22 protein-coding genes are annotated in these 20535 nt (G+C 33.9%); 7 read left to right on the top strand and 15 right to left on the bottom strand.

What is annotated here, in order from left to right:
- Positions 1-91: 91 nt before the first annotated feature.
- Positions 92-1117 (top strand): asparaginase, encoded by a 1026-nt coding sequence (ansA, locus tag KFE69_05745; protein UTW43592.1) that lies wholly within the window; start codon positions 92-94, stop codon positions 1115-1117.
- Here the strand turns inward: ansA and trbB are convergent.
- From trbB to KFE69_05685, 12 genes are all read right to left on the bottom strand, one after another.
- Positions 1098-2051, bottom strand: coding sequence for a P-type conjugative transfer ATPase TrbB (gene trbB, locus KFE69_05740; protein ID UTW43591.1), 954 nt, complete (start codon positions 2049-2051; stop codon positions 1098-1100). The genes ansA and trbB overlap by 20 nt on opposite strands.
- Complete coding sequence (locus KFE69_05735) at positions 2048-2491, bottom strand: S26 family signal peptidase (GenBank protein ID UTW43590.1); 444 nt, start codon at positions 2489-2491, stop codon at positions 2048-2050. Before KFE69_05735 ends, trbB begins: the two co-directional genes overlap by 4 nt.
- Before the next feature lie 67 nt (positions 2492-2558).
- Entirely contained in the window at positions 2559-3737 is a 1179-nt protein-coding gene (locus tag KFE69_05730) for a type IV secretion system protein (GenBank protein ID UTW43589.1), read from the bottom strand.
- 7 nt (positions 3738-3744) lie between these two features.
- Positions 3745-4119 carry a hypothetical protein gene (locus tag KFE69_05725; protein ID UTW43588.1) on the bottom strand — a complete coding sequence of 125 codons (375 nt, stop codon included), beginning with the start codon at positions 4117-4119 and terminating at the stop codon, positions 3745-3747.
- 10 nt (positions 4120-4129) lie between these two features.
- Positions 4130-5392 (bottom strand): TrbI/VirB10 family protein, encoded by a 1263-nt coding sequence (locus tag KFE69_05720; GenBank protein UTW43587.1) that lies wholly within the window; start codon positions 5390-5392, stop codon positions 4130-4132.
- 23 nt (positions 5393-5415) lie between these two features.
- Positions 5416-6426, bottom strand: coding sequence for a P-type conjugative transfer protein TrbG (gene trbG, locus KFE69_05715; GenBank protein ID UTW43586.1), 1011 nt, complete (start codon positions 6424-6426; stop codon positions 5416-5418).
- The gene (locus KFE69_05710; GenBank protein ID UTW43585.1) at positions 6423-7115 is read right to left on the bottom strand and encodes a type IV secretion system protein; all 693 of its coding nucleotides are present in this window, start codon (positions 7113-7115) and stop codon (positions 6423-6425) included. The genes trbG and KFE69_05710 overlap by 4 nt, the downstream gene beginning before the upstream one ends.
- Positions 7090-7788 carry a hypothetical protein gene (locus KFE69_05705; GenBank protein UTW43584.1) on the bottom strand — a complete coding sequence of 233 codons (699 nt, stop codon included), beginning with the start codon at positions 7786-7788 and terminating at the stop codon, positions 7090-7092. The genes KFE69_05710 and KFE69_05705 overlap by 26 nt, the downstream gene beginning before the upstream one ends.
- A complete protein-coding gene (locus KFE69_05700; GenBank protein UTW43583.1) occupies positions 7775-10234 on the bottom strand; it encodes a conjugal transfer protein TrbE in 2460 nt (819 codons plus the stop codon). The genes KFE69_05705 and KFE69_05700 overlap by 14 nt, the downstream gene beginning before the upstream one ends.
- Positions 10235-10237: 3 nt before the next feature.
- Positions 10238-10492 (bottom strand): VirB3 family type IV secretion system protein, encoded by a 255-nt coding sequence (locus KFE69_05695; protein UTW43582.1) that lies wholly within the window; start codon positions 10490-10492, stop codon positions 10238-10240.
- A complete protein-coding gene (locus KFE69_05690) occupies positions 10492-10824 on the bottom strand; it encodes a TrbC/VIRB2 family protein (GenBank protein ID UTW43581.1) in 333 nt (110 codons plus the stop codon). The genes KFE69_05695 and KFE69_05690 overlap by 1 nt, the downstream gene beginning before the upstream one ends.
- 147 nt (positions 10825-10971) lie before the next feature.
- Positions 10972-11712 (bottom strand): RNA methyltransferase, encoded by a 741-nt coding sequence (locus tag KFE69_05685; GenBank protein UTW43580.1) that lies wholly within the window; start codon positions 11710-11712, stop codon positions 10972-10974.
- 118 nt (positions 11713-11830) lie between these two features.
- On the opposite strand from KFE69_05685, the gene KFE69_05680 reads away from it, so the two are divergent.
- Positions 11831-12610, top strand: a complete 780-nt coding sequence (locus tag KFE69_05680) for an inositol monophosphatase (GenBank protein UTW44019.1) — start codon at positions 11831-11833, stop codon at positions 12608-12610.
- 10 nt (positions 12611-12620) lie between these two features.
- Positions 12621-13934 (top strand): 16S rRNA (cytosine(967)-C(5))-methyltransferase RsmB, encoded by a 1314-nt coding sequence (gene rsmB / locus KFE69_05675; GenBank protein UTW43579.1) that lies wholly within the window; start codon positions 12621-12623, stop codon positions 13932-13934.
- Here rsmB and KFE69_05670 read toward each other — a convergent pair.
- From KFE69_05670 to KFE69_05660, 3 genes are all read right to left on the bottom strand, one after another.
- On the bottom strand, positions 13931-15643 hold the full coding sequence (locus KFE69_05670; GenBank protein UTW43578.1) for an MFS transporter: 1713 nt from the start codon (positions 15641-15643) through the stop codon (positions 13931-13933). The two genes, rsmB and KFE69_05670, sit on opposite strands and share 4 nt — an antisense overlap.
- A 91-nt stretch (positions 15644-15734) precedes the next feature.
- Positions 15735-16292 carry a D-alanyl-D-alanine carboxypeptidase family protein gene (locus KFE69_05665; protein ID UTW43577.1) on the bottom strand — a complete coding sequence of 186 codons (558 nt, stop codon included), beginning with the start codon at positions 16290-16292 and terminating at the stop codon, positions 15735-15737.
- Positions 16273-16857, bottom strand: a complete 585-nt coding sequence (locus KFE69_05660; protein UTW43576.1) for a DUF4823 domain-containing protein — start codon at positions 16855-16857, stop codon at positions 16273-16275. The genes KFE69_05665 and KFE69_05660 overlap by 20 nt, the downstream gene beginning before the upstream one ends.
- A 188-nt stretch (positions 16858-17045) precedes the next feature.
- Between KFE69_05660 and ubiE the strand changes: the two genes are divergently transcribed.
- Genes ubiE through KFE69_05640 form a run of 4 tightly spaced genes read left to right on the top strand, consistent with a single transcriptional unit; the run spans position 17046 to position 20516 of the window.
- Positions 17046-17834 (top strand): bifunctional demethylmenaquinone methyltransferase/2-methoxy-6-polyprenyl-1,4-benzoquinol methylase UbiE, encoded by a 789-nt coding sequence (ubiE, locus tag KFE69_05655; GenBank protein UTW43575.1) that lies wholly within the window; start codon positions 17046-17048, stop codon positions 17832-17834.
- A gap of 43 nt (positions 17835-17877) precedes the next feature.
- Positions 17878-18486 (top strand): SCP2 sterol-binding domain-containing protein, encoded by a 609-nt coding sequence (locus KFE69_05650; protein UTW43574.1) that lies wholly within the window; start codon positions 17878-17880, stop codon positions 18484-18486.
- On the top strand, positions 18486-20162 hold the full coding sequence (ubiB, locus tag KFE69_05645; GenBank protein UTW43573.1) for a ubiquinone biosynthesis regulatory protein kinase UbiB: 1677 nt from the start codon (positions 18486-18488) through the stop codon (positions 20160-20162). Before KFE69_05650 ends, ubiB begins: the two co-directional genes overlap by 1 nt.
- An 18-nt stretch (positions 20163-20180) precedes the next feature.
- Positions 20181-20516, top strand: coding sequence for a histidine triad nucleotide-binding protein (locus tag KFE69_05640; GenBank protein UTW43572.1), 336 nt, complete (start codon positions 20181-20183; stop codon positions 20514-20516).
- Positions 20517-20535: the final 19 nt, after the last annotated feature.

Here is a 20535-nt window from a genome sequence, read left to right as displayed (position 1 = left end):
TACTGATTAACTGCTAGGTTATTTTGACAAATCTGATAAAGCATGTTAAAAAATTTAATTACTTTCATCTAACTATTTTTATTCTTATACAATGAACAATAAAAAAGTCTACATTGCCTATACCGGTGGCACAATTGGCATGCTACCATCTGATTCTGGCTACCAAACAGCGCCTGGTTACTTAACAGAGCTTTTAAATACATTACCAATTTTTCATCATGAATCCTTACCTAAATTTGATATTTGTGAATACCCAAATTTAATCGATTCATCTAATGTCACTCCTGAAAATTGGTTAACTATAGCAAAAGATATTATTAATAATTATGATGACTATGATGGATTTGTTATTCTTCATGGTACGGATACATTAGCTTATACTGCATCTGCACTGTCATTTATTCTTAAAAATTTAAATAAGCCAGTCATTTGTACCGGTGCTCAAATCCCTATTTGTGAATTAAGAACAGATGCTGTTAATAATATTCTTGAAAGTTTAATCTTAGCTGGTAGTTATAAGATTCCAGAAGTTTGTATTTATTTTAATAAACAACTATTTAGAGGCAATCGCACAACAAAGCGTAGCGCTTCTTCTATTGATGCATTCCACTCACCAAATTGCTTAGCATTAGGAAAAGTAGCTGTTGATATTGAAATTTACACCGATCGGTTCTTTAAACCAACTAACGGTGGATTAAAAATTCAAATGTTAAATATTTCTCAAGTAGCTGTACTTGCACTCTACCCTGGCTTTGATTCGAGTATCTTATCTCATCTATATCAATCAGGCTTAGATGGCCTAATTTTAAAAACCTATGGTAGTGGCAATGCACCATTAGATGACAAATTACTTGGTACTTTAAAAGAAGCTCGCCAATCAGGTATGGTTATTGTTAATTGCACTCAATGTGCAACTGGCTCTGTTAATATGAATAACTACGCATCAGGTCAAGGACTAAAAAAAGCAGGCGTTATTTCTGGATACGATATGACAGATGAAGCGGCACTGACTAAATTATTTTATTTATTTGGTCAAAATCTAACACAAAATGAGATTGAACAGAAAATGCAACTTAGCTTACGTGGTGAGCTATCAGTTAATCACAAGCAGGATTAAGCTGATAACTTTCTCCATCATAACCATATAATTCAACCACATCAGTAATTTTACGTATACCAGCCTCACGATCTCTTTGAATAAATACAATTAAGTCAACTGCTTGTAAGATTAAACTTCTCGGCACTGTTACAACTGCTTCTTGAATTAAATCTTCTAAACGATAAGGGGTACTTTCTACACTATTGGCATGCAGTGTACATAAGCCTCCAGGATGTCCTGTATTCCAAGCTTTTAATAAATCGAGCGCTGAACCATCTCTTACTTCACCAATAATAATTCGATCAGGTCGCATTCTTAAAGCACCTCGAACTAAGTCATGCATTGATACAGATTGTGAAGTCGTCATGGTAACTAAATCAGCCACTCTAACTTGTAATTCTGGTAAATCTTCTAATACTAAAATTCGATCATTTGAACCAGTTAAAATATCTAATAAGGCATTTGCAAATGTTGTTTTACCTGAGCCTGTACCACCAACAATAATAATATTTTTACGTTCTAGTACAGCTTTTTTTAAAAATTCACTTTGTTGTAATGTCAGCGCACCTTGTTTAACATAGTCTTCTAATGTAAAAATAGCACTGGCACGTCTTCTAATTGAAAAACAAGCTTGCTCTACCACAGGTGGCAGCCAACCTTGGAATCTTGCACCACCAAATGGTAGATCAGTTGCAACTTCAGGATTCTTCTCATCCGCCACACCATTTTTATAAGAAGCAACTAATTTAACAATATTCGCACTTTGCTGCGCTGATAAATATAAATCCGTTGCTACTTTGCCCTCACCATGACGCTCATAGTGAACACGTCCATCTGGATTTAACATCACCTCAACTGTTTTATCATCATTTAAATAACCTAAAATCTCATCGCCAAAAGCCGTTTTAAGCATTGTAAATTTACGATCTGATATAATTTCTTCTGACTTCATAATTTAACCACCTTGCCTAAGATATTTTGCCTTTTCACTATACCAAAATAACGACTATCAAATGAATATGGACTACTAATACCCATAACCCAAAATTCATTCGCATTTAAATAGCGACACAATGTAATTTCTGGTAATGCCCTACCTTTTCTATCTTTTTTAAGAATTGGTGCAATTTTCTGCTGATTAATCCATAAATAGCCGCCTTTAGCACAAATAAAATCACCTTTTGATGCTACAACTTCTTTTAATAATGGCTCTTTTTCAGACAACCAACCTCTTTTTAGAATCAGCTTTTCCACAGAAGTATTGGGATAAAAAATAATATCATCACCAATATAATATTCTTTAGCTGGGTATTGAAGATAAATACCTACAGGCATACTCTGTGTTCCTTGATACCTTAGCTGTATATTAAATAATTTTAAAATACTTACCATCAACCAACAGCTTAATAAAAAGCTAATTATTAATACTATGAACCAAATTGGTTTAATTTTAGCTTTTTTAACCGGATGGTTTTTCATTCATTGCCTGCTTAACGGTTGCTTTTAGTTTTCGTAATGTATCATCTGATATACTGCTACTAATGGAGGCTGCATCACCAATTTTAGCACCCTTAGCCGTTGCTGAGCCTGCACCAGAAGAACTAACATTAACATTACTAGCTGAACTTGTTGCACCTGATGGCGTTTGCGTTGATGTAATGGTACTTGCAGCTGCTAAGCCCTGGCCAGATGCTGCAAAAGCACCGCCTTGAGCACCTTGTAATACGCCACCACCAACGGTTGAAGTAACAACACCTCCACCTTGATACCCACCAACAACTGGCGTACTAACACTCACTGTCGGTTGTCCTTGAATGCTTTCAAATAAGTTACTTCTAATTTTACCTACACCTTCTGCCAATAGTCCTGGTAATTTATAAGCTAAAATTAAGATAACTAAAGAACTAAAAAATAATGCCAAAGGTTTCTCAAGCCCTGTTGTTGCAGAGATAGCTGGTAATTTTAACTGACTACTTGTCCAAACAACATAACCAACACCTAAAACTAAAATAAGGCCAAATACTCGAACACTTGCTTTAAATACACCCTGTATAACGCTATGTAATAAATCTTCAAATGGTTTAAACGCACCAAGCGGCATCATTAATAAAGCAACTAATGCCATCGCATAAAAAACGCTGACTAACAAAATAATTTGCGCACCAATCAATGCAAATATAATCAGCATTCCAAAACCTAAAAATAAATAAATAAATGACATACCAACATTATAAGTACCGTATTCAACGGCTAGCTTTAACATTGAAATGCCACCTTTAAAGCCAATTTTCCACACATTACCAGCACTAAAAATATAACCCTTAGCTTCATCTCCAGATACTTTAAACGCAATCAATGTAAAGCCATCAATTAACTGCTGTAATATATAAGGAAACATAGTAATAAATAAAAAAATCATGCCAATCTTTAGTACTTTAACCGCCAGCATGCCTAAAGATTCATCTTGCTTAATTACCCATGCTAATGCAAAGAGTACTAATTCTAATACAGCAATAGTTAATAATATGGTAATAGAATAGCCTTTAACAATATCAATCGCTGCATTTACTTTAGTTATAAAAGTTACTTCAATCGTATTAAATAGTTTAGGGCCTAGTAATTGCATTGCATCTGCCATGATAAATTTATCTCCCTAATACATCAGAGTCGGATGAATCTTTTATCTTAAAACTACTTTGGTCAGAATAAGTACCACTATCAAAGCTACCTGATTCAAACTCAGAACTTGATGGATCTTTACCTACTGTATCAAAAAAATCTTGTTTTGCTTGATCTTCAAATTTAAAGTTTTTAAATGTTTTTAATGCCTCTTTTGTCTTTTTATCCATTTGTGTTTGAAGACCACTATTTTGGTTATTCGTCGTTGATGAATTATTTTGATCTGTATTATTATTTGAATCATAATTACTATCATTTGATGGCGTGTATAAAGCATATATCGAAGTAGGAAAGCTAATAAATAAACTAAAAAACATTAAACAATATGCTAAATACCTCATGCTTTTACCTTTATTGACCTATGGGTGAGATATGATAAGGCGGTAAAACAAGATCTTTTGTCACCATAACTGCAAAAGTTTTACCTGCGTTAATAATAATAGTTGGCTGGATATTCATGCTACGATCAACCAATTTACCACCAATTTCAGTTGCTGTTTGACCAATACTTTGAAATGCTGAGTTTACAGCAGTCGAACCTAAATTAGAATTACATGTATAATTACCACTACTATCATAACTACAGCTTTGTGTATTATTATTCTGCTGATTTTGTGCAATTACTGCCGGAATATTAAAGATAGTTGCTAATGCAGCTGCACCAATTAATTGCATCCAGTGATTATCAACTTCATCTTCTAAACCAGAGACACCCATATCATCAACACCAACCTGGTTCGGCAATACAATCGATGAGCCATCAGGGCGAATAAGACGGATAAATTTTGCTTGGAGTTGATATTGACCATAAGTAACACTTGAATTATAAAGTCCAATTAAGGTACTACCTTTAGGAATTAATAAATACTGGCCAGTTGCTGTATCATAAACATTTTGATTTACACGTGCAACAATCGTACCCGGTAGGTTAGAAACAAGCTTTGTTTGTAAAATAGCTGGAATAACGCTACCAGCAAAAATTGTATATTTAGAAATCGGTTTTTGAATGGTATTTTGATTGGTAACATCTTTATCAACTTTACCTTCCATAAAACGCAAATTTTGTGCTTGAGGTGAATTATCCTTATCAGACACTTGAGATTTTTTACCATCTTGATCTTTTTTCTGTTGCTGTGAAATCGGCCTTGGCGCACCACCTGGGAAGAATATAGAAGATGAGCCAGCTTCACGATCCATCGGTGATAATGACTGCTGCTTGGGTGGTTGTTTGCCTTGCTGTGCCTGAATTTTTGCAAGTTGTTGCTGCGTCTGCATTAATTGTCTTTGTAGTGTATTATATTTTTGTTCTAAATTATCTGGTATTTTCTCAATAATTTTTGTTTTTTCACCAACACCTAGTAATTTATTGATTTCACTACTATCTGCATAGCCTACATTACTAATCTGATTAACATCTGCACCTTGTGGCGACATATGAGCTAACTTATCTGAGCTTTGCTGATTACCTGATTGACTTGGACCTGTAGAAAAGACCACCATTAATAACACCAACAAACCGACAATTCCACCAGTGATCATGATCAATTTTTTGTTCAATTCAATAGCTTTAGGTGGCTTTGCTTTTAAGTTAAATTCTTTATTTTCTTTCTTCATAAGAAATATTCTCAAATTAATGTTTAGCTATTAGCTTGTACTATCTCAACCATTGTTTTGTCAGTGGTATCAACACCTGTTTGTAAAAATGCATGTCTAACCACAGAATCAATTACCATATAATTACCACGCAAGCGCCAATTCACCATCGTTTGATCAGAGCCGTCACCACCCTGTACAACTAAAACAGGCATACCAGCTTGCGCATTAAACTGTTTAGAAAATTCTATAAACGTATGTGAACCATTATTAAATACACGTTTAGGGTACCATGTAGGAATATTCTTACCTTCATACATGCTAACTTTATAGTTAAAATTCAAATCGGATAAATCCATATTATATCCAGGACTAGACGCTAAAGCATTTGAACCATCACCACTATAGGTATATACCATATCTTTCGGATACTCCCATTTAACCGAAACCATATAGGCATCACCATCAGTTGATTTTAAAATCAGATGATAAGTACGCTTATTTGTTGTAATTAAAAGTGTATTATCAAGGTCTGCTTTTGATGGCTTAACTAAAATATGTTGTTGAACACTTTTACCTTCACCACTATAAGTTTGTGCAATTTGCCAACGCAACGTATCTCCAGCAGCTTGAGAGATAAGTTTTTCACCTGGCTGCATCACAATATCAGTAATCTTTAAAGGTGATGTATAGATTGTATAAACTGCCCCTGGCATATAATTATAAGTCATCATCGCATTAAAAAAGTCACTCTGATTTGGGTAGATTTGTGCATGTTTATTTGCATACTCTACTGCTTTTTCCTTATTTAAAAATACATTTGACTTCCCTTTAGCGTCACTTTTAACTAATTTAGCATCAGCTGGTGCAACTGAAGATGGTACAGGCATCAATTGCCCTGGTACAGGTACTGGTACATACTCTCTCACTACTTTAGTTTGCACTAAGCCAACATTCTTAGCTTTGACATAACCATCACCTTGATCTGAACCTCCAAATGAGGCGCAACCACTTAGTGCTGCAATCATTGGTAATATATAAATGACTTTTTTCATTGACTTGATCCTTTTTCATTAAATGAGAAATACCCAATACGCATATCTGTTGGATTAATAAATAATTGAGACAGAGACTCAGGGCTACTACTTTTAAATAAAGTAAACACCCCTGAATAAAGTGTAATTGCTAATGTTTTACCACTGCGATCAATTGTTTTTGTTGCCCAAGTAACATCATAACTAAAATCACTAACTTGTGTGACTGACTCTATTGTTACTGCCTGGACCAATTTACCAATTTTTCTAAATGGTCTTTCTTTTTGCTTTAACTTATTTAATTGTCCTATAGCCTGACCATCAACCATTTGATAAGCATCGATCCAACTTTTTCTTAAAATAACTGGATCTAATGGCACGGCCATTACCTTATGAATAAAGTTACCAATTAATGCTTTTTGTTGTGCTGTTGTAGGGGTTACCGTTTGTGCTACTCTTTTTACATTGGCAACATATTCACCTGGTTTTACTTCTGCAACATAAACATAACGCTCTTGAGATGAAATCACCATAATAATACTAATTAACAATAACAAAATTACCACAATAGAAATTAAGCATGCAAAGCGCCAATTTTTTGCTTGTATACGAGCTGAACCAATTCGCTCTTCCCACTCAAGATAAGCAGTGGCATACTGTTGATCTGGCTTTAAATCATCAGCTTCACTCTGATTTTTCTTTAAGTCCATTTGGTTTATCACCCTTTAAGTTTAATTGTTCAATTGGCTTAATAGCTATACTCTTAATATATAAGCCTAGTGGATTTAGCTTGATCTGTTCTTCTTGAGGAACAATTTGTTGCCAAGTTAAATTAATTTGATATTGTTGACTTTGATCATTATTTAATACAAGCAGACAACCAATCTTATTATTAACTGAAAACTGACAAACATTTAAGTTAAACATCGTTACCTTATTATCAACTAAAAAAGACTCGAATACTTTTTTTGCTTCATTAGAAAAAAATAACTCAAGCTGAGATTTACCAATTGGGTTTAGCTGTTGATGTTGGGCTTGATTCAGCATAGTAGCCAAGCCAGAAAAAATAAAATCTTGGTACAGTGCTACATCAGCCTTATGATCAAGGTTTAAGCTTGAAACATTACGAACATGACCTTCTGGTGTTACTGAAACAACCACTATATTAAATGGCCTAACACTAGCTATCATTATAAAAAATAAGGTCAATAAAATCGAAATACCAAGATTAATAAAAAAAACCTTACGCCAAAAATAAGCTTTATATCGCCATTGACCAATTGGCACGTCGTACATTTGTGTTTTTATTAAAAAGGGGGTTTCAATTTCTCCATAACGATATGGACGCAGCTCTTTACCAAATGGGAAGTTAGTCGGCTGCATGAGGGTTTTCTCCCAAATAATGCTCTAGCATAATATTATAAGCCCAATCCAAGCCTTTTGTATGTAAATAAGAACGTAAATACTCTTGATGATTTCCCTGAGATTTTTCACGAATCTGAGTCACAATTTTTTTATCTTCAGGGCGTGATGCTGCACAAAATGCTAAAGCAATTGGTCCTAAACCTAAATCAAATAAACAGTTTCCTTTATACGACTGGAAATAATATTGACGCTTTGGAATTGCATGAGCTAATATTTGAATTTGCCTTGTATTTAACCCTAAACTTTCATAGCCTTCTGCAACACTTGGCTCCATTGCCCGATCATTAGGTAAAAAAATTCTTGATGGACATGATTCATTCAAAGCTGAGACAAGCGGTGAATTTAATGCATCATCTACTGACTGTGTTGCAAATACTACTGCTACATTTTGTTTTCTTAGTGTTTTTAACCACTCTCTTATTTTATCAGCAAAAATTGGATGATCTAAAAATAACCACGCTTCATCTAGTATCATTAACGTTGGCTGACCTTTAAAACGCTTTTCTAATACGTGGAAAATATACGCTAGAACAGGGGCAATAATATTCGGTGTAGCCATTAAACGCTCCATCTCAAAACACTGCCAATTGCCTTTTTCAAAATGTTCTTCATCACAATCTAGTACTTCACCATATGGACCACCTAATGTATAGGTTTCTAAGGCAAGCCTTAAGTGAGAGTCTTGTGTAAATGACTTTAAACCCGTTAATGTTCTTTGCTCTTTAGGTACTTCAGCTAATGCATTTAATGCATTCCAAACTGTTTCTCTAACTTCTGGAGTAATGGTGATATTTTCATTAATTAATAAGCCAATGACCCACTCAGCAGCCCAGATTCGTTCCTTCATGTCATCAATATAGGCTAAAGGTTGAAATACCAAACCACCTTTTCCAACATCACCAACCTCATAATATTGACCACCAACACCTGAAGTTAGTGCATAAAAACTACCACCTTTATCAAAGACAAAAACTTGCGCATCTTTATAACGTAAAAACTGAGCACCCATTACATTTAACAATACAGATTTACCTGCACCTGTAGGTCCAAGTATCATTTGATGACCAACATCGCCAATATAATTAGAAAGTCTAAATGGTGTATGACCTGCAGTTCGAGCATACAAAAGTGGTGGTGCTTTTAAGTGCTCATTTTCTGTAGGACCCGCCCAAACAGCTGAAAATGGCAATAAATGTGATAAATTCAAACTATGCATTAACGGCATTCTAACATTTGCATTTGGTTGGCCAGGTAATGATGATAGCCATGCCTCAACTGCATTAACCGTTTCAGAAACTGTTACAAACCCAAGACCATTAATAACGCGCTCAATCTCACGTTGTTTTTCATAAACTGAATCTTTATCTTCATCCCAGACCGTTACAGTTGCTGTATAATAGCCAAAACTGACAAAATCATCTGCTAGCTCTTGCGCAGCTTCATCAGCATCAATTGATTTTTGCATAGCAGCACTATCAACCATTGCACTTTCACTTTTTGAAAGTGTTTCTTTCAATAAAGTTAATACACCTTTACGTTTAGCAAACCATTGACGTCTATATTTGGTTAATATTTTTTCAGCATCTACTTTATCTAGCGGTAAAAAGCGAGTAACCCAGCGATAACTCATTGGTAAATAGTTTAACGCATCAAGCATTGCTGGTACGGAAGTTGTTGGAAATCCTAATACAGATACCGTTCGTATATGATATTTACCTAATTTTGGTTCTAAGCCTGCCACCAATGGCGTATCAGCTAGTACGCCATCTAAATACATTGGTGTATCAGGGACATTCACTTTTTGCTCTTTATCAGAAATACAGTTATGCAAATATGATAAGGTTTCTTGATCAGTTAAAAAGCGTACATCATACATAAAATCTTGTGAAATATCATAAAGCTGATTCACTGTTTTAGTAAAATAAGCCAATAATTTTTTATAAGCACTTAGTGAACTTCTATCCTCAGCTTTATTCTTTCTAACAAATACATTTGATACTTTAGAAATTGTTTCCTGTGGTGGTAAATACTGGAAGGTAATATAGTAATCACTTTCATAGTTTTCACCTTCACGTTCAAATAAATCACGGCGCTCTACATCAATTAACCAACTAATAGGGTCAGTAAAATGTCCACTTTTCGGATAACCTATTGCATGTCTACGCCTTGCTTCAATATATAAACCCCAGCCTGAGCCCAAACGCTTTAATGCATTATTTAATCTTGCTGTTGCTGATACCAACTGTGGTTCAGTAGAAGATTCCAAATCTGGGCCACGGAACATTAAACTTTGCTGAAATGAGCCATCTTTGTTCAATATAACACCTGGAGCAACTAAAGCTGCCCAGGGTAATAAATCTGTTAAACGATCTGACTTCTTCCTAAATTCAAATAAATTTAACATACCTTAAATGCCATAATAACTTTTTTGCCTTACGTGACGCACCATTACTTGAAAAAAATCCGGATCCTTTTTTGCCATCATTACTGCTGCAAAATGCGCGATTACACACACAGGTATTGCATATAATGATTGCAAGCCCAATGTAAATGCTGCTAAAACTGTCATATTTAGAATAAAAAACTGACGAGGCACACCTGCAGTTAACATAGGCGCTGTTAGTGCATTATGAATTTTTACTGCAAACCCAGGTGTAGCCATTAAAATACAACTCCTGAAGCACCACCACTCCATGAAGCAACAATACTAGCTGCAGTAAAGGCAATTGCAAGTCCCATAACGACCTGAAATAAACGTCTTACACCACTACCACTTTCTCCAAAAGCAATACCAAGGCCTGCTAACACAATTGCAATAACACCTACTAACTTAGCAACTGGTCCAGATATTGCATTTGTAATCTGTTGTAATGGTTTAAGCCAAGGCATATCTTCTCCACCAACATCATTTGCTAAAGCAACTGTTGTAAATAGAAAATATAAAACACCACCAAATACTATATGATTGATAACTTTACGAGCTCTCTGCTTCATGTTAAATAATCTCCTTTTCCTTTTATGTAAAGCTCAAACTACTATGCATGAGTATAGTTCAATTTAACAGCATAGCAATCTGAAATTGGCTAATTATAAGCATAAATCAAAACAATAATCATAAGCTTATGCAAGGTCAATACTTTTTTAGCGTCTCGCTTGAATTAAAATTTGTTTTAAAATACCTCTTAACAAGTGGATTTCAGATTCTTCCAATTGTGCTCTTTGAAATATTCGTTTAATTCGTTCCATTACTAATCCAGGGTTTTTGGGGTCAAGAAAATCAGTGTCGGTTAATACCTGATACATATGCTGATAAAAACCTCCATACTGACGTTGCGTTGCTTTTTTAACATAAGGTGCTTTTGGAAAGTCTTTTTGATTTAGCATATCAAGCATTGCTACTCGCATTTCATAAGCAATAATTTGCACAGCTTGAGCTAAATTTAATGAATTATAAGTATCGCTTGTGGGAATATATAATTGTTTATGGCACATTAGCAATTCATCATTATATAATCCAGTACGCTCACGACCAAAAAGAATCGCTACTTCATCATTTGAGTCATCTGAATTTAAAAAAGAGCAACTTTCTTTAGCAGCTTCTCTTACATCAATGACTGGCAAAGATAATTTCCGCGCTCTGGCACTGGTTCCTATAACTAAACCAACACTATCTAAGGCATCAGTTAATGACTCAGTTATCGTTGCTTGAGTTAATATGCCACTTGCACCTGAAGCTAGTTGATGACTTTCAACATCTGGTAATTGCCTTGGGCTAACTAAGTATAATGACGTTAACCCCATATTCATCATTGCTCTTGCAGTTGAACCTATATTACCCATATGTGATGGCTCAACTAAAATAATTCGTATTTTCTCTAACATCTTTTTTACGTTTTTGGGTATTGTATTTAATTAAATTAGTGTATCATGCTACCACATTCATTCTGTTACGATAAGAATAAAAAAACAAACTAGGTTTTTAGAAATTATGAGTCAATTAATAGACCCTATGTTAACCATTGCGGTAAGAGCAGCTAGAAAAGCTGGTGAAGTCATGATACGCAAATCTGAGAAACTATCAGATATTTCATACAAAGAAAAATCAGCTAATGACTTTGTCTCTGAAGTTGATTTACTATCTGAAAAAGAAATATTCTATCACCTACAAAAAGCGTATCCTGATCATGCAATCTTATCAGAAGAATCAGGCTTAACTGGCAATCCTGACGCTGAATTTACTTGGGTAATTGACCCAATTGATGGGACAACTAATTACCTACATGGCTTACCACATTATTGTGTTTCTATTGCATTAAAATATAAAGGTAGAGTTGAACTTGGTGTTATTTATAATCCAAATAGTGATCAATTGTTTACTGCAATTAGAGGTAGTGGTGCTAAATTAAATGATCGAAGAATTCGCACATCCAATAGAAAAGGCTTAAATGGCACATTAATTGGTGCCTCACCCAATAAACCTTATAATACTGATATGCATTTAACATTAAAAGATTTAGACAGTAAAGTAGCAGGCTTTAGATATAGTGGTTCATTGGCACTGGATTTAGCTTATGTAGCAGCTGGTTTTTTAGATGTTTGCTGGTCATTAAATGCTAAAGAATGGGATATTGCTGCAGGTAGTCTTATTGCAAGAGAATCAGGCGCGATGGTATCTGAGTTAAATGGTGGTGAAAATTACCTTCAAAGTGGCAATCTAATCACTGGCAACCCTAAACTTGTTGCTACAGTCATGCGTGAATTAAACAGCAAAATCAGCTAATAAATCTACCATGCCAACTAAAGCTAAAATTAATACTCGCAAAATTACAGCTAAAATCATTCATAAATTAATTGAAAATAAAGCAACGCTTGCACAATTTGAAGTTTTAATTGAACCTTACCAATTAAATGACAATGACCGTAATTTTGTTTGGCGATTATGTTTTGATGCTGCCAAATACTACCATCATTACCTGCTTGTTTTACAAAATTATATTAGTCCAAATAAAACTAAAAACTTGGTTAAAATTTTAATTATTATCGGTTTAGTACAACTTGAACATACTAGCCAGCCTGACTATGCAGTTATATCTGAAACCGTTAATGCAGCTGATTTACTTAAGCTTAGTTGGGCAAAAAACCTAATTAATGCTGTTTTAAGAAAGCATCAACGACAGTTATCTAAAATACAAACAACTATAAACTCTACTGAAAACTTCAGTCTACCTAAATGGCTATATCAAGCATTAACAACTGACTATGATGATCAAGCTTCACATATAGCTCAGCTATTATTAAATGATGCACAACTTTACCTACGCATCAATCAAAGCAAAATTTCAACAAATGATTATATTAATATCCTTGAAAAAGAAAATATTGAATATTCAGCTATTGATATAATCTCAAACTGTATTTATATAAACCGAAGCACTAAAATTCAATCATTGCCTTTTTATAATGAAGGCTATTTTAGTATTCAAGATTTATCAGCTCAATATGCTAAGCATTTAATTGCAATTAAGCCAAACAGCAATATTCTTGATGCCTGTGCAGCCCCTGGTGGTAAATCACTACATTTATTAGAATCTTTTAAAGATATTAATTTAATTGCACTTGATAATGATGCTAAACGTTTAAATCGCTTAGAAGAAAATCTATCACGATTACAATTAAATCCAAAGGCCATTAAAATCATATGTGTCGACGCTACACAAACAGATACTTGGTGGAATAATCAACTATTTGATACTATTTTATTAGATGCACCCTGCTCTGCCACAGGCGTTATTCGCCGTCATCCAGATATCAAGCTTGTACGTACTGAAGCTGATATTAATATTACTTGTGCATTACAAGCAAAACTATTAAATAACTTATGGCCACTACTAAAACCAGGCGGTCAATTACTCTATATGAGTTGTTCATTACTCAAACGAGAAAATGATGATCAAATTCATCAGTTTTTAGATACGCATAACGATGCTATTATTGAAAAAATATCTGTTAAACTCCCTGGTAAAAAAACTACCTATGGCTATCAAGTTTTTCCTGAAATATCTGATGGATTTTATTATACACTATTAAGTAAAAGGTCAAATTAAAACCTTACCGCTTCAGGCTTTCTATCTCGTGTAATTAAAGCCATGATTAAAGCAATTAAAAATAAAGCGGGTAAAATTAGCATTGCTAATCGATAAGCATAGCGTTTAGCCAAAGGCGAATCAAACAGAAAAGCTGTGTAATATGATTTACCTTGATAGATTACTGTTTCAGGTTCAATCCACTTTTTGCTGTTGTTATATTGAGCTTTATGATGAATCCTTTTTTCATTATTATTTTGTTTCAAGTTATCAAAATCTAGTGTATCAAGTACGTGATCTTTCAAATAAGGCAATAATACTGTTAACAGCTTAGATTTCTCAATAACACGAGTATTATCTGGGTCACTTGATAAGTCCCTAGCAAAAATTCTTACTTGGCCAGCAGCTTTTGTTATACTTAAAGAAATTAAATACTTTGTACCTTGGTAAGATAAAGTTATTTTCTTTTTAGGCTTATCTACATTGATAATCTCCATTTGATTATCTAGTTGATCTTCTTCTTTAACAGCATTATATACAACATCCCATGTTTGACTCATTGCATGTGCTTGATAGGATTGGCTATGCTGTATTTTCTCTACAGTCATACCTGTTGCAACTTGCGTTATAGCAGCACCTGCAATCACAAACATATTTAATAATGCAATTGCTGTTGCTACATACTTCCCAGAGACAAGCTTTTTGACCAAATCAAAATTAAGCAGATGTGATGCTTGTGCTGCACCAATTAAAAATCCGAACAAATACAATAATACAAGTTGTAATGCAGCATTTGACACACTTAAATATAGCATTGAGGTTGTTGTAACTGTTCCTAAAATACCACCGATAACTAATAGCCTTTTACTTGATTGCGCAACAGAAGCCAATGCACCCCACAAAGGAGAAGTTAAAGCAATCCCAAAAAATACCATAGTATTTGCAGCAAATGCTGCATTACCTTCTGAAACACCATAATTAATAATTAAATAAATTTTCCCCCAAAGATCGGTTAAAGCGAATGAAACACCACCAACACACAAACAAAATATAGCATTAGCTAGTATTTGTGGCCTTCTTATTAGACTTAATAGTTGTGCAATAACTTCAAGCAAACTCGGCTGGTCTCGTTCATCATGGGCAAATGGGGCTTTACCACGAATAAAAATAAATGTTAAAACTGAAATGACAACACCAACAACACCAATTGTAATAAACACTGAAACCCAATTATGATGTTGAACAATACTTGATAATGGTGCACCAGTGAAAGCACCCCCCATATAACCCATAAATTGGGTTAAACCTGCAAATAATGGGAAAAATCTTGGGGGTAGCCATTGAGAAGCAAGCTTTAAGCCGCAAACAAAAGCAAACGCGCCACCAATACCCATAATGGCTCTTGTTGCAATCATCATCCAAAAGCTATTACTTAGTGCAAAGACAATCGTACCTAAACCGCAGCATAAAGATGCAACAATTAATGAACGACGAACACCAATACGGTCAATTGTAATACCGGCAGGAATCTGCATAATCACATAAACCCAATAAAACATCGAAGCAATTAGTGATAGCTGAGTTGCTGATAAAGCATATTGCCCCTGAAGCACTAATGAAAGAGAATTAATTGATGATTTAACAATCATTTCATAAGCATAAAATAATGTCCCAATACACCAAATAAAAACACCTAAAATTGAAATCGAGCGATATGCATAGTCTCTCATAAACTTACTTGCCTTGTATTTATTAACTATTTAAAAATAATAGTTTGTTTAGTATTAGTATGAGAGTTTAATTTCTTCAAAATATATTAAATCAATCACCAACTTGATAACACCAGTGCCACGGTTCATAAATATATCCATAAGCATTATCCCTTGGATAAGACAAACTAAATCCAAAATATGCACCATGCTTAGACAACCATTTAAAAGCAGCTGTATTCTCAAAACTCTCAGTTAAGACACCTTTTTCTTCTGGTGTGGTTATATCTAGCGCCCTGCCTGTATGATGTTCACTATAGCCTGGTGGCGCATTGACGGTGATGATATCATGAATCGATTTGCCTGCAAGTAATTTTTTTTCTATCAATGATGCTTGATAAACTACACTTCTAAAAGCAGACACAACTTCAAGTTTAATATCATCAGCCAGTGCCTGTTCAAAAAGCTTATTCCAAGCATTAAATGCTTTTTTTATTAAATAGAAATCTCGATTAAAACAGTCTTTACCACATAAAACCAAATCTTCTTTTGCTACTTCTTCATATAGCAAATTTAAATGTTTATCAACATAAGCTTTATCAATACCTAATTGATCATGTAGTTGTTTAATTTTGTCAATATACACTAAACTAGCTTTTTGATGGTTCATGGTTAAACATTGCCTTAGCTATTTGTTGTAATGGTTGATATAGCAATTCTTGAGGCTTTTGATTTGGCTTAGGCGTTAGAGAGCTTTCACTTTTGATAGTAAAGCCATCAACTTGTTGTCGTTTTTTAGTATTATAAATTTTTAAACTTAAATTTACCTCATCTGGGACGCCTGTCCAAAAAGTATAATGATCACTCCACTTTAAAATTTTAGGAACAATAATGAATTGATAACCTTCACTTTGTGCTTTTTTTAATTGATCTTCTAAACTACCTGATAGTTGCCCAACTTGCACAACTTTAAAATAAGGTTTAAATATACTCTGAATTAGTTGAGTTGTCACCTTACCACTGCCTTTATAGGTTTGATCATCATCAAAGCCATCTTTTGCTACAACAATTAGTACACGCTGAGATAGTGCTTGAGCTATCTCTGGCGAAGACTGTGCTTTTAATGACTTTCCATCTGAGCGAACCACTTGATGCATACCACTACAAGCAGACAATAATCCAGCTAGTATCACACTTGAAATAGCACCAACTATTATTTTTATTTTTCTCTTCATGTATTTATCCACAAAATATCATTATTATTTTATCTTTAAATCAACGGATGTTCTATTTTAAAATTTATCGATTCTTACACCATAATGCAACCAATCCAAGCAAAACAAGATTGTTATTAAATGTAAGTTAGGTTACAGTATCCTAACAATATAAGTGGTGCAATTTATTTAACAAAGAAGCAATTTACATGACTGAAAAACATTCACCTTCTAATAAACCTGAAGAAGCAAATACAAATAAAACAACTGACTTTGGCTTTCAAGATGTTAACTGGGAAGAAAAGCAAACAAAGGTTAATAAAGTATTTCACTCTGTTGCATCTAAATATGATCTAATGAATGATTTAATGTCTTTAGGCATTCATCGTTATTGGAAATATATTACGATTAAAAAAAGTAAAGCTAAAGCTGGTGATACGATTTTAGACTTAGCGGGTGGTACGGGCGATCTTGCTTATCGATTTAGTCAAATAGTTGGTGATAAAGGGCTAGTTATTTTAAGCGATATTAATCAATCTATGTTAAATGTTGGTAAAGAAAAATTAATTAACAAAGGCTGTGTTAAAAATATACAATACGTTCAAGCAAATGCTGAAGCATTACCTTTTGTCGATAATTTATTTCATTGCATAACCATATCATTTGGCTTAAGAAATGTTCGTGATAAAAAAGCTGCACTAAAAAGTATGTTTCGTGTTTTAAAACCTGGTGGAAGGATTTTAATTTTAGAATTTTCAAAACCTGTTTTACCCTTATTAAATAAGATCTATGACCAATATTCATTTAATGTATTACCTCAACTAGGAAAGCTTATTGTTAATGATCCGGAAAGCTATCGTTATTTAGCTGAATCAATTCGCAAACATCCTGACCAAGAAACATTATGTGATATGATTAAAGAAGTAGGGTTTGATGATGTAGGCTATCAAAATTTAAGTGGTGGTATTGTCGCCTTACACTATGCTAGTAAGTATTAACCAATTTTATATTTTTAAAAGACATAAAATAAAGCATTAAACTATGATCAATATATTTATTCCAGCAGTTGAATCAATCATCAACAATGTCATTAAACTAGACCCACAAAGCCAAACACTAATTAATAATCTCAACAATGAGTCTATTTTGCTTAATATTACTGATTGGAATTTGAAAATTATTATTAAACCGTTTGGAAACTCCATTCAATTATTACCTTATAAAGATGATGATAAGCCTCGTGCTGAATTATCAGCTAGCTTTACTTCATTTATTAAAGCTTGCTTTAGTGATATGCCACAAATGCTGTTTTATAATAAAGAAATTAAACTTAAAGGCTCATTAAAAACCGTACTTGCTTGGAATCGATTTTATCTTGCATTAGCGCCTGAGCTATCCTATTGGCTAGAACCTTATTTAGGAAAAACACTCACCTATTATTTAAGTCAACCGATGAAATGGCTTAAAACATCATTAACTAGTTTTAAAGAAAAGTCATCAATAGAACTTAGTGAATTTTTAAAAGAAGAATTACTACTATTTCCTCCTAAAGAACAGGCAGATGATTTTAATCATGATATACTGCTAATAAGCATTGATGCTGATCGAATTGAAGATAAATTAAACCGTATAAAAGGACAAAATGACTAATGAAGCATATCACGCAGTGGTTAAGACTTATTTATATTGCTTACATCTGGTCACGTTATAATTTAACTGAAATTCTTGTTGCTATTCCTTTGTTTCGTGCTTTAAAGTTTGCATTGTATATCAACCCTTTTTATTGGTTTTCTAAAACAAAAAAATTACCGCGTGGTGTTCGTATACGTTTAGCACTAGAAACATTAGGTCCTGTCTTTATCAAGTTTGGTCAGGCATTATCAACTCGCAGAGATCTAGTACCATCAGATATTGCAAATGAATTAGCAAAACTACAAGATGAAGTACCGCCATTTGATGGCAAAATTGCAATTGCTAAAATTGAGAAATCATTAGGTAAAAACATTAATGAACTGTTCTCAAGTTTTACAATTGAGCCTATGGCCTCTGCATCTATTGCACAAGTTCATGCTGCAACTTTAAATGAAGGTAGTGATGTTGTTGTTAAAGTGCTTCGCCCAAATATTGATAAAATTCTAAAAAAAGACACGCAATTATTAGCAAGCGTTGCAAGAATGATTGAGTATTATATCCCAACGACTAGGCGATTACGCCCAGTTGAAGTTGTTGCTGAAATTAATCGTGATTTATTAGATGAGCTAGATTTAATGAGAGAAGCAGCCAATGCTTCCCAACTACGTCGTAATTTTAAAAATGATAAAACACACTATGTACCTGAAGTATTTTGGAACTATTGCAGTCATCGTGTTTTAACTATGGAGCGTATTTATGGTATCGCTATCTCTGATATTGAAACATTAAAAGCAATGAATGTTGACCTTAAACTTTTAGCTGAGCGAGGCGTGGAGATTTTTTATACCCAAGTCTTTCGAGATTGTTTTTTCCATGCTGATATGCATCCAGGTAATATTTTTGTTAATATAGAAAACCCTAAAGACCCAGGTTACATTTCAGTAGACTTTGGTATTGTTGGCACTTTATCTAAGGAAGACCAAGGTTACTTAGCAGCTAATTTTCTTGCATTTTTTAATCGTGATTATCGTCAAGTTGCCGAATTACATATAAAATCAGGCTGGGTTCCTCAAACAACGCGCTTAGATGAACTAGAAAGTGCGATTCGTACCGTTTGTGAACCTATCTTTGAGAAACCTTTAAGTGAAATATCGTTCGGTCAAACGCTAATGCGATTATTTCAAATTGCTAGACGCTTTGACATGCAAGTTCAACCTCAGCTTGTGTTATTACAAAAAACACTATTAAGTATTGAAGGTTTAGGCAGACAATTATACCCTGACCTAAATTTATGGGCGACTGCAAAACCTTTTTTAGAAAACTGGATGAAAAAACGAGTCGGCATACGCGGGTTTGGGCAACGTATTTATGATCAATTACCTCAATTAAGTGATCATATACCAGAATTTCCACAACTTGTTATGGATACGGTTAAAGAACAACATAATTACTTACAATATTTAAAACTAAAAGATCAAAAATCGAAAACTATAGAAACTCAAACAAAAACAGCCAAACGCAGAGGTTTTGCCATTGCAATTGGATTAGCACTTGTACTTTATGCTACCCTTTCTATCCGCTTACCTGGGTTTGAACACTTAAACTCACTATTTCTTCACTATCGTGATCAGTTTGGCATGATTGGCGCTTTAATTATTTTATGGTATCTTTTTACACGATCAAGAAAAGAATAATCAGGAGATTTAAATTTAATGACGGAATGTATTTTTTGTAAAATCGTTAACAGCGAATTACCTTGCGATAAAATTTATGAAGACGAGGATTTTCTTGCGTTTTATGACTTATATCCAAAAGCAGATACCCATGCACTTGTTATTCCTAAAAAACATATTCATTCATTAAAAGAGACACAAAAAGATGATGAAGTGCTAATGGGTAAACTTACGCTTTTACTACCTAAAATTGCATCTATGTTAAATTTAACAGATGGATTTAGAACCATTATTAATACGGATAAAGGTGGTGGTCAAGAAGTCTTTCATATCCATTACCACATCTTAGGTGGTAAGAAATTACCTGGCTTATAGTTGTTATAAAAAACGAAGA

Source organism: bacterium SCSIO 12844, from assembly GCA_024397935.1.
Classification (GTDB): domain Bacteria; phylum Pseudomonadota; class Gammaproteobacteria; order Francisellales; family Francisellaceae; genus M0027.
This window is presented reverse-complemented; position numbering and strand designations above follow the sequence as displayed.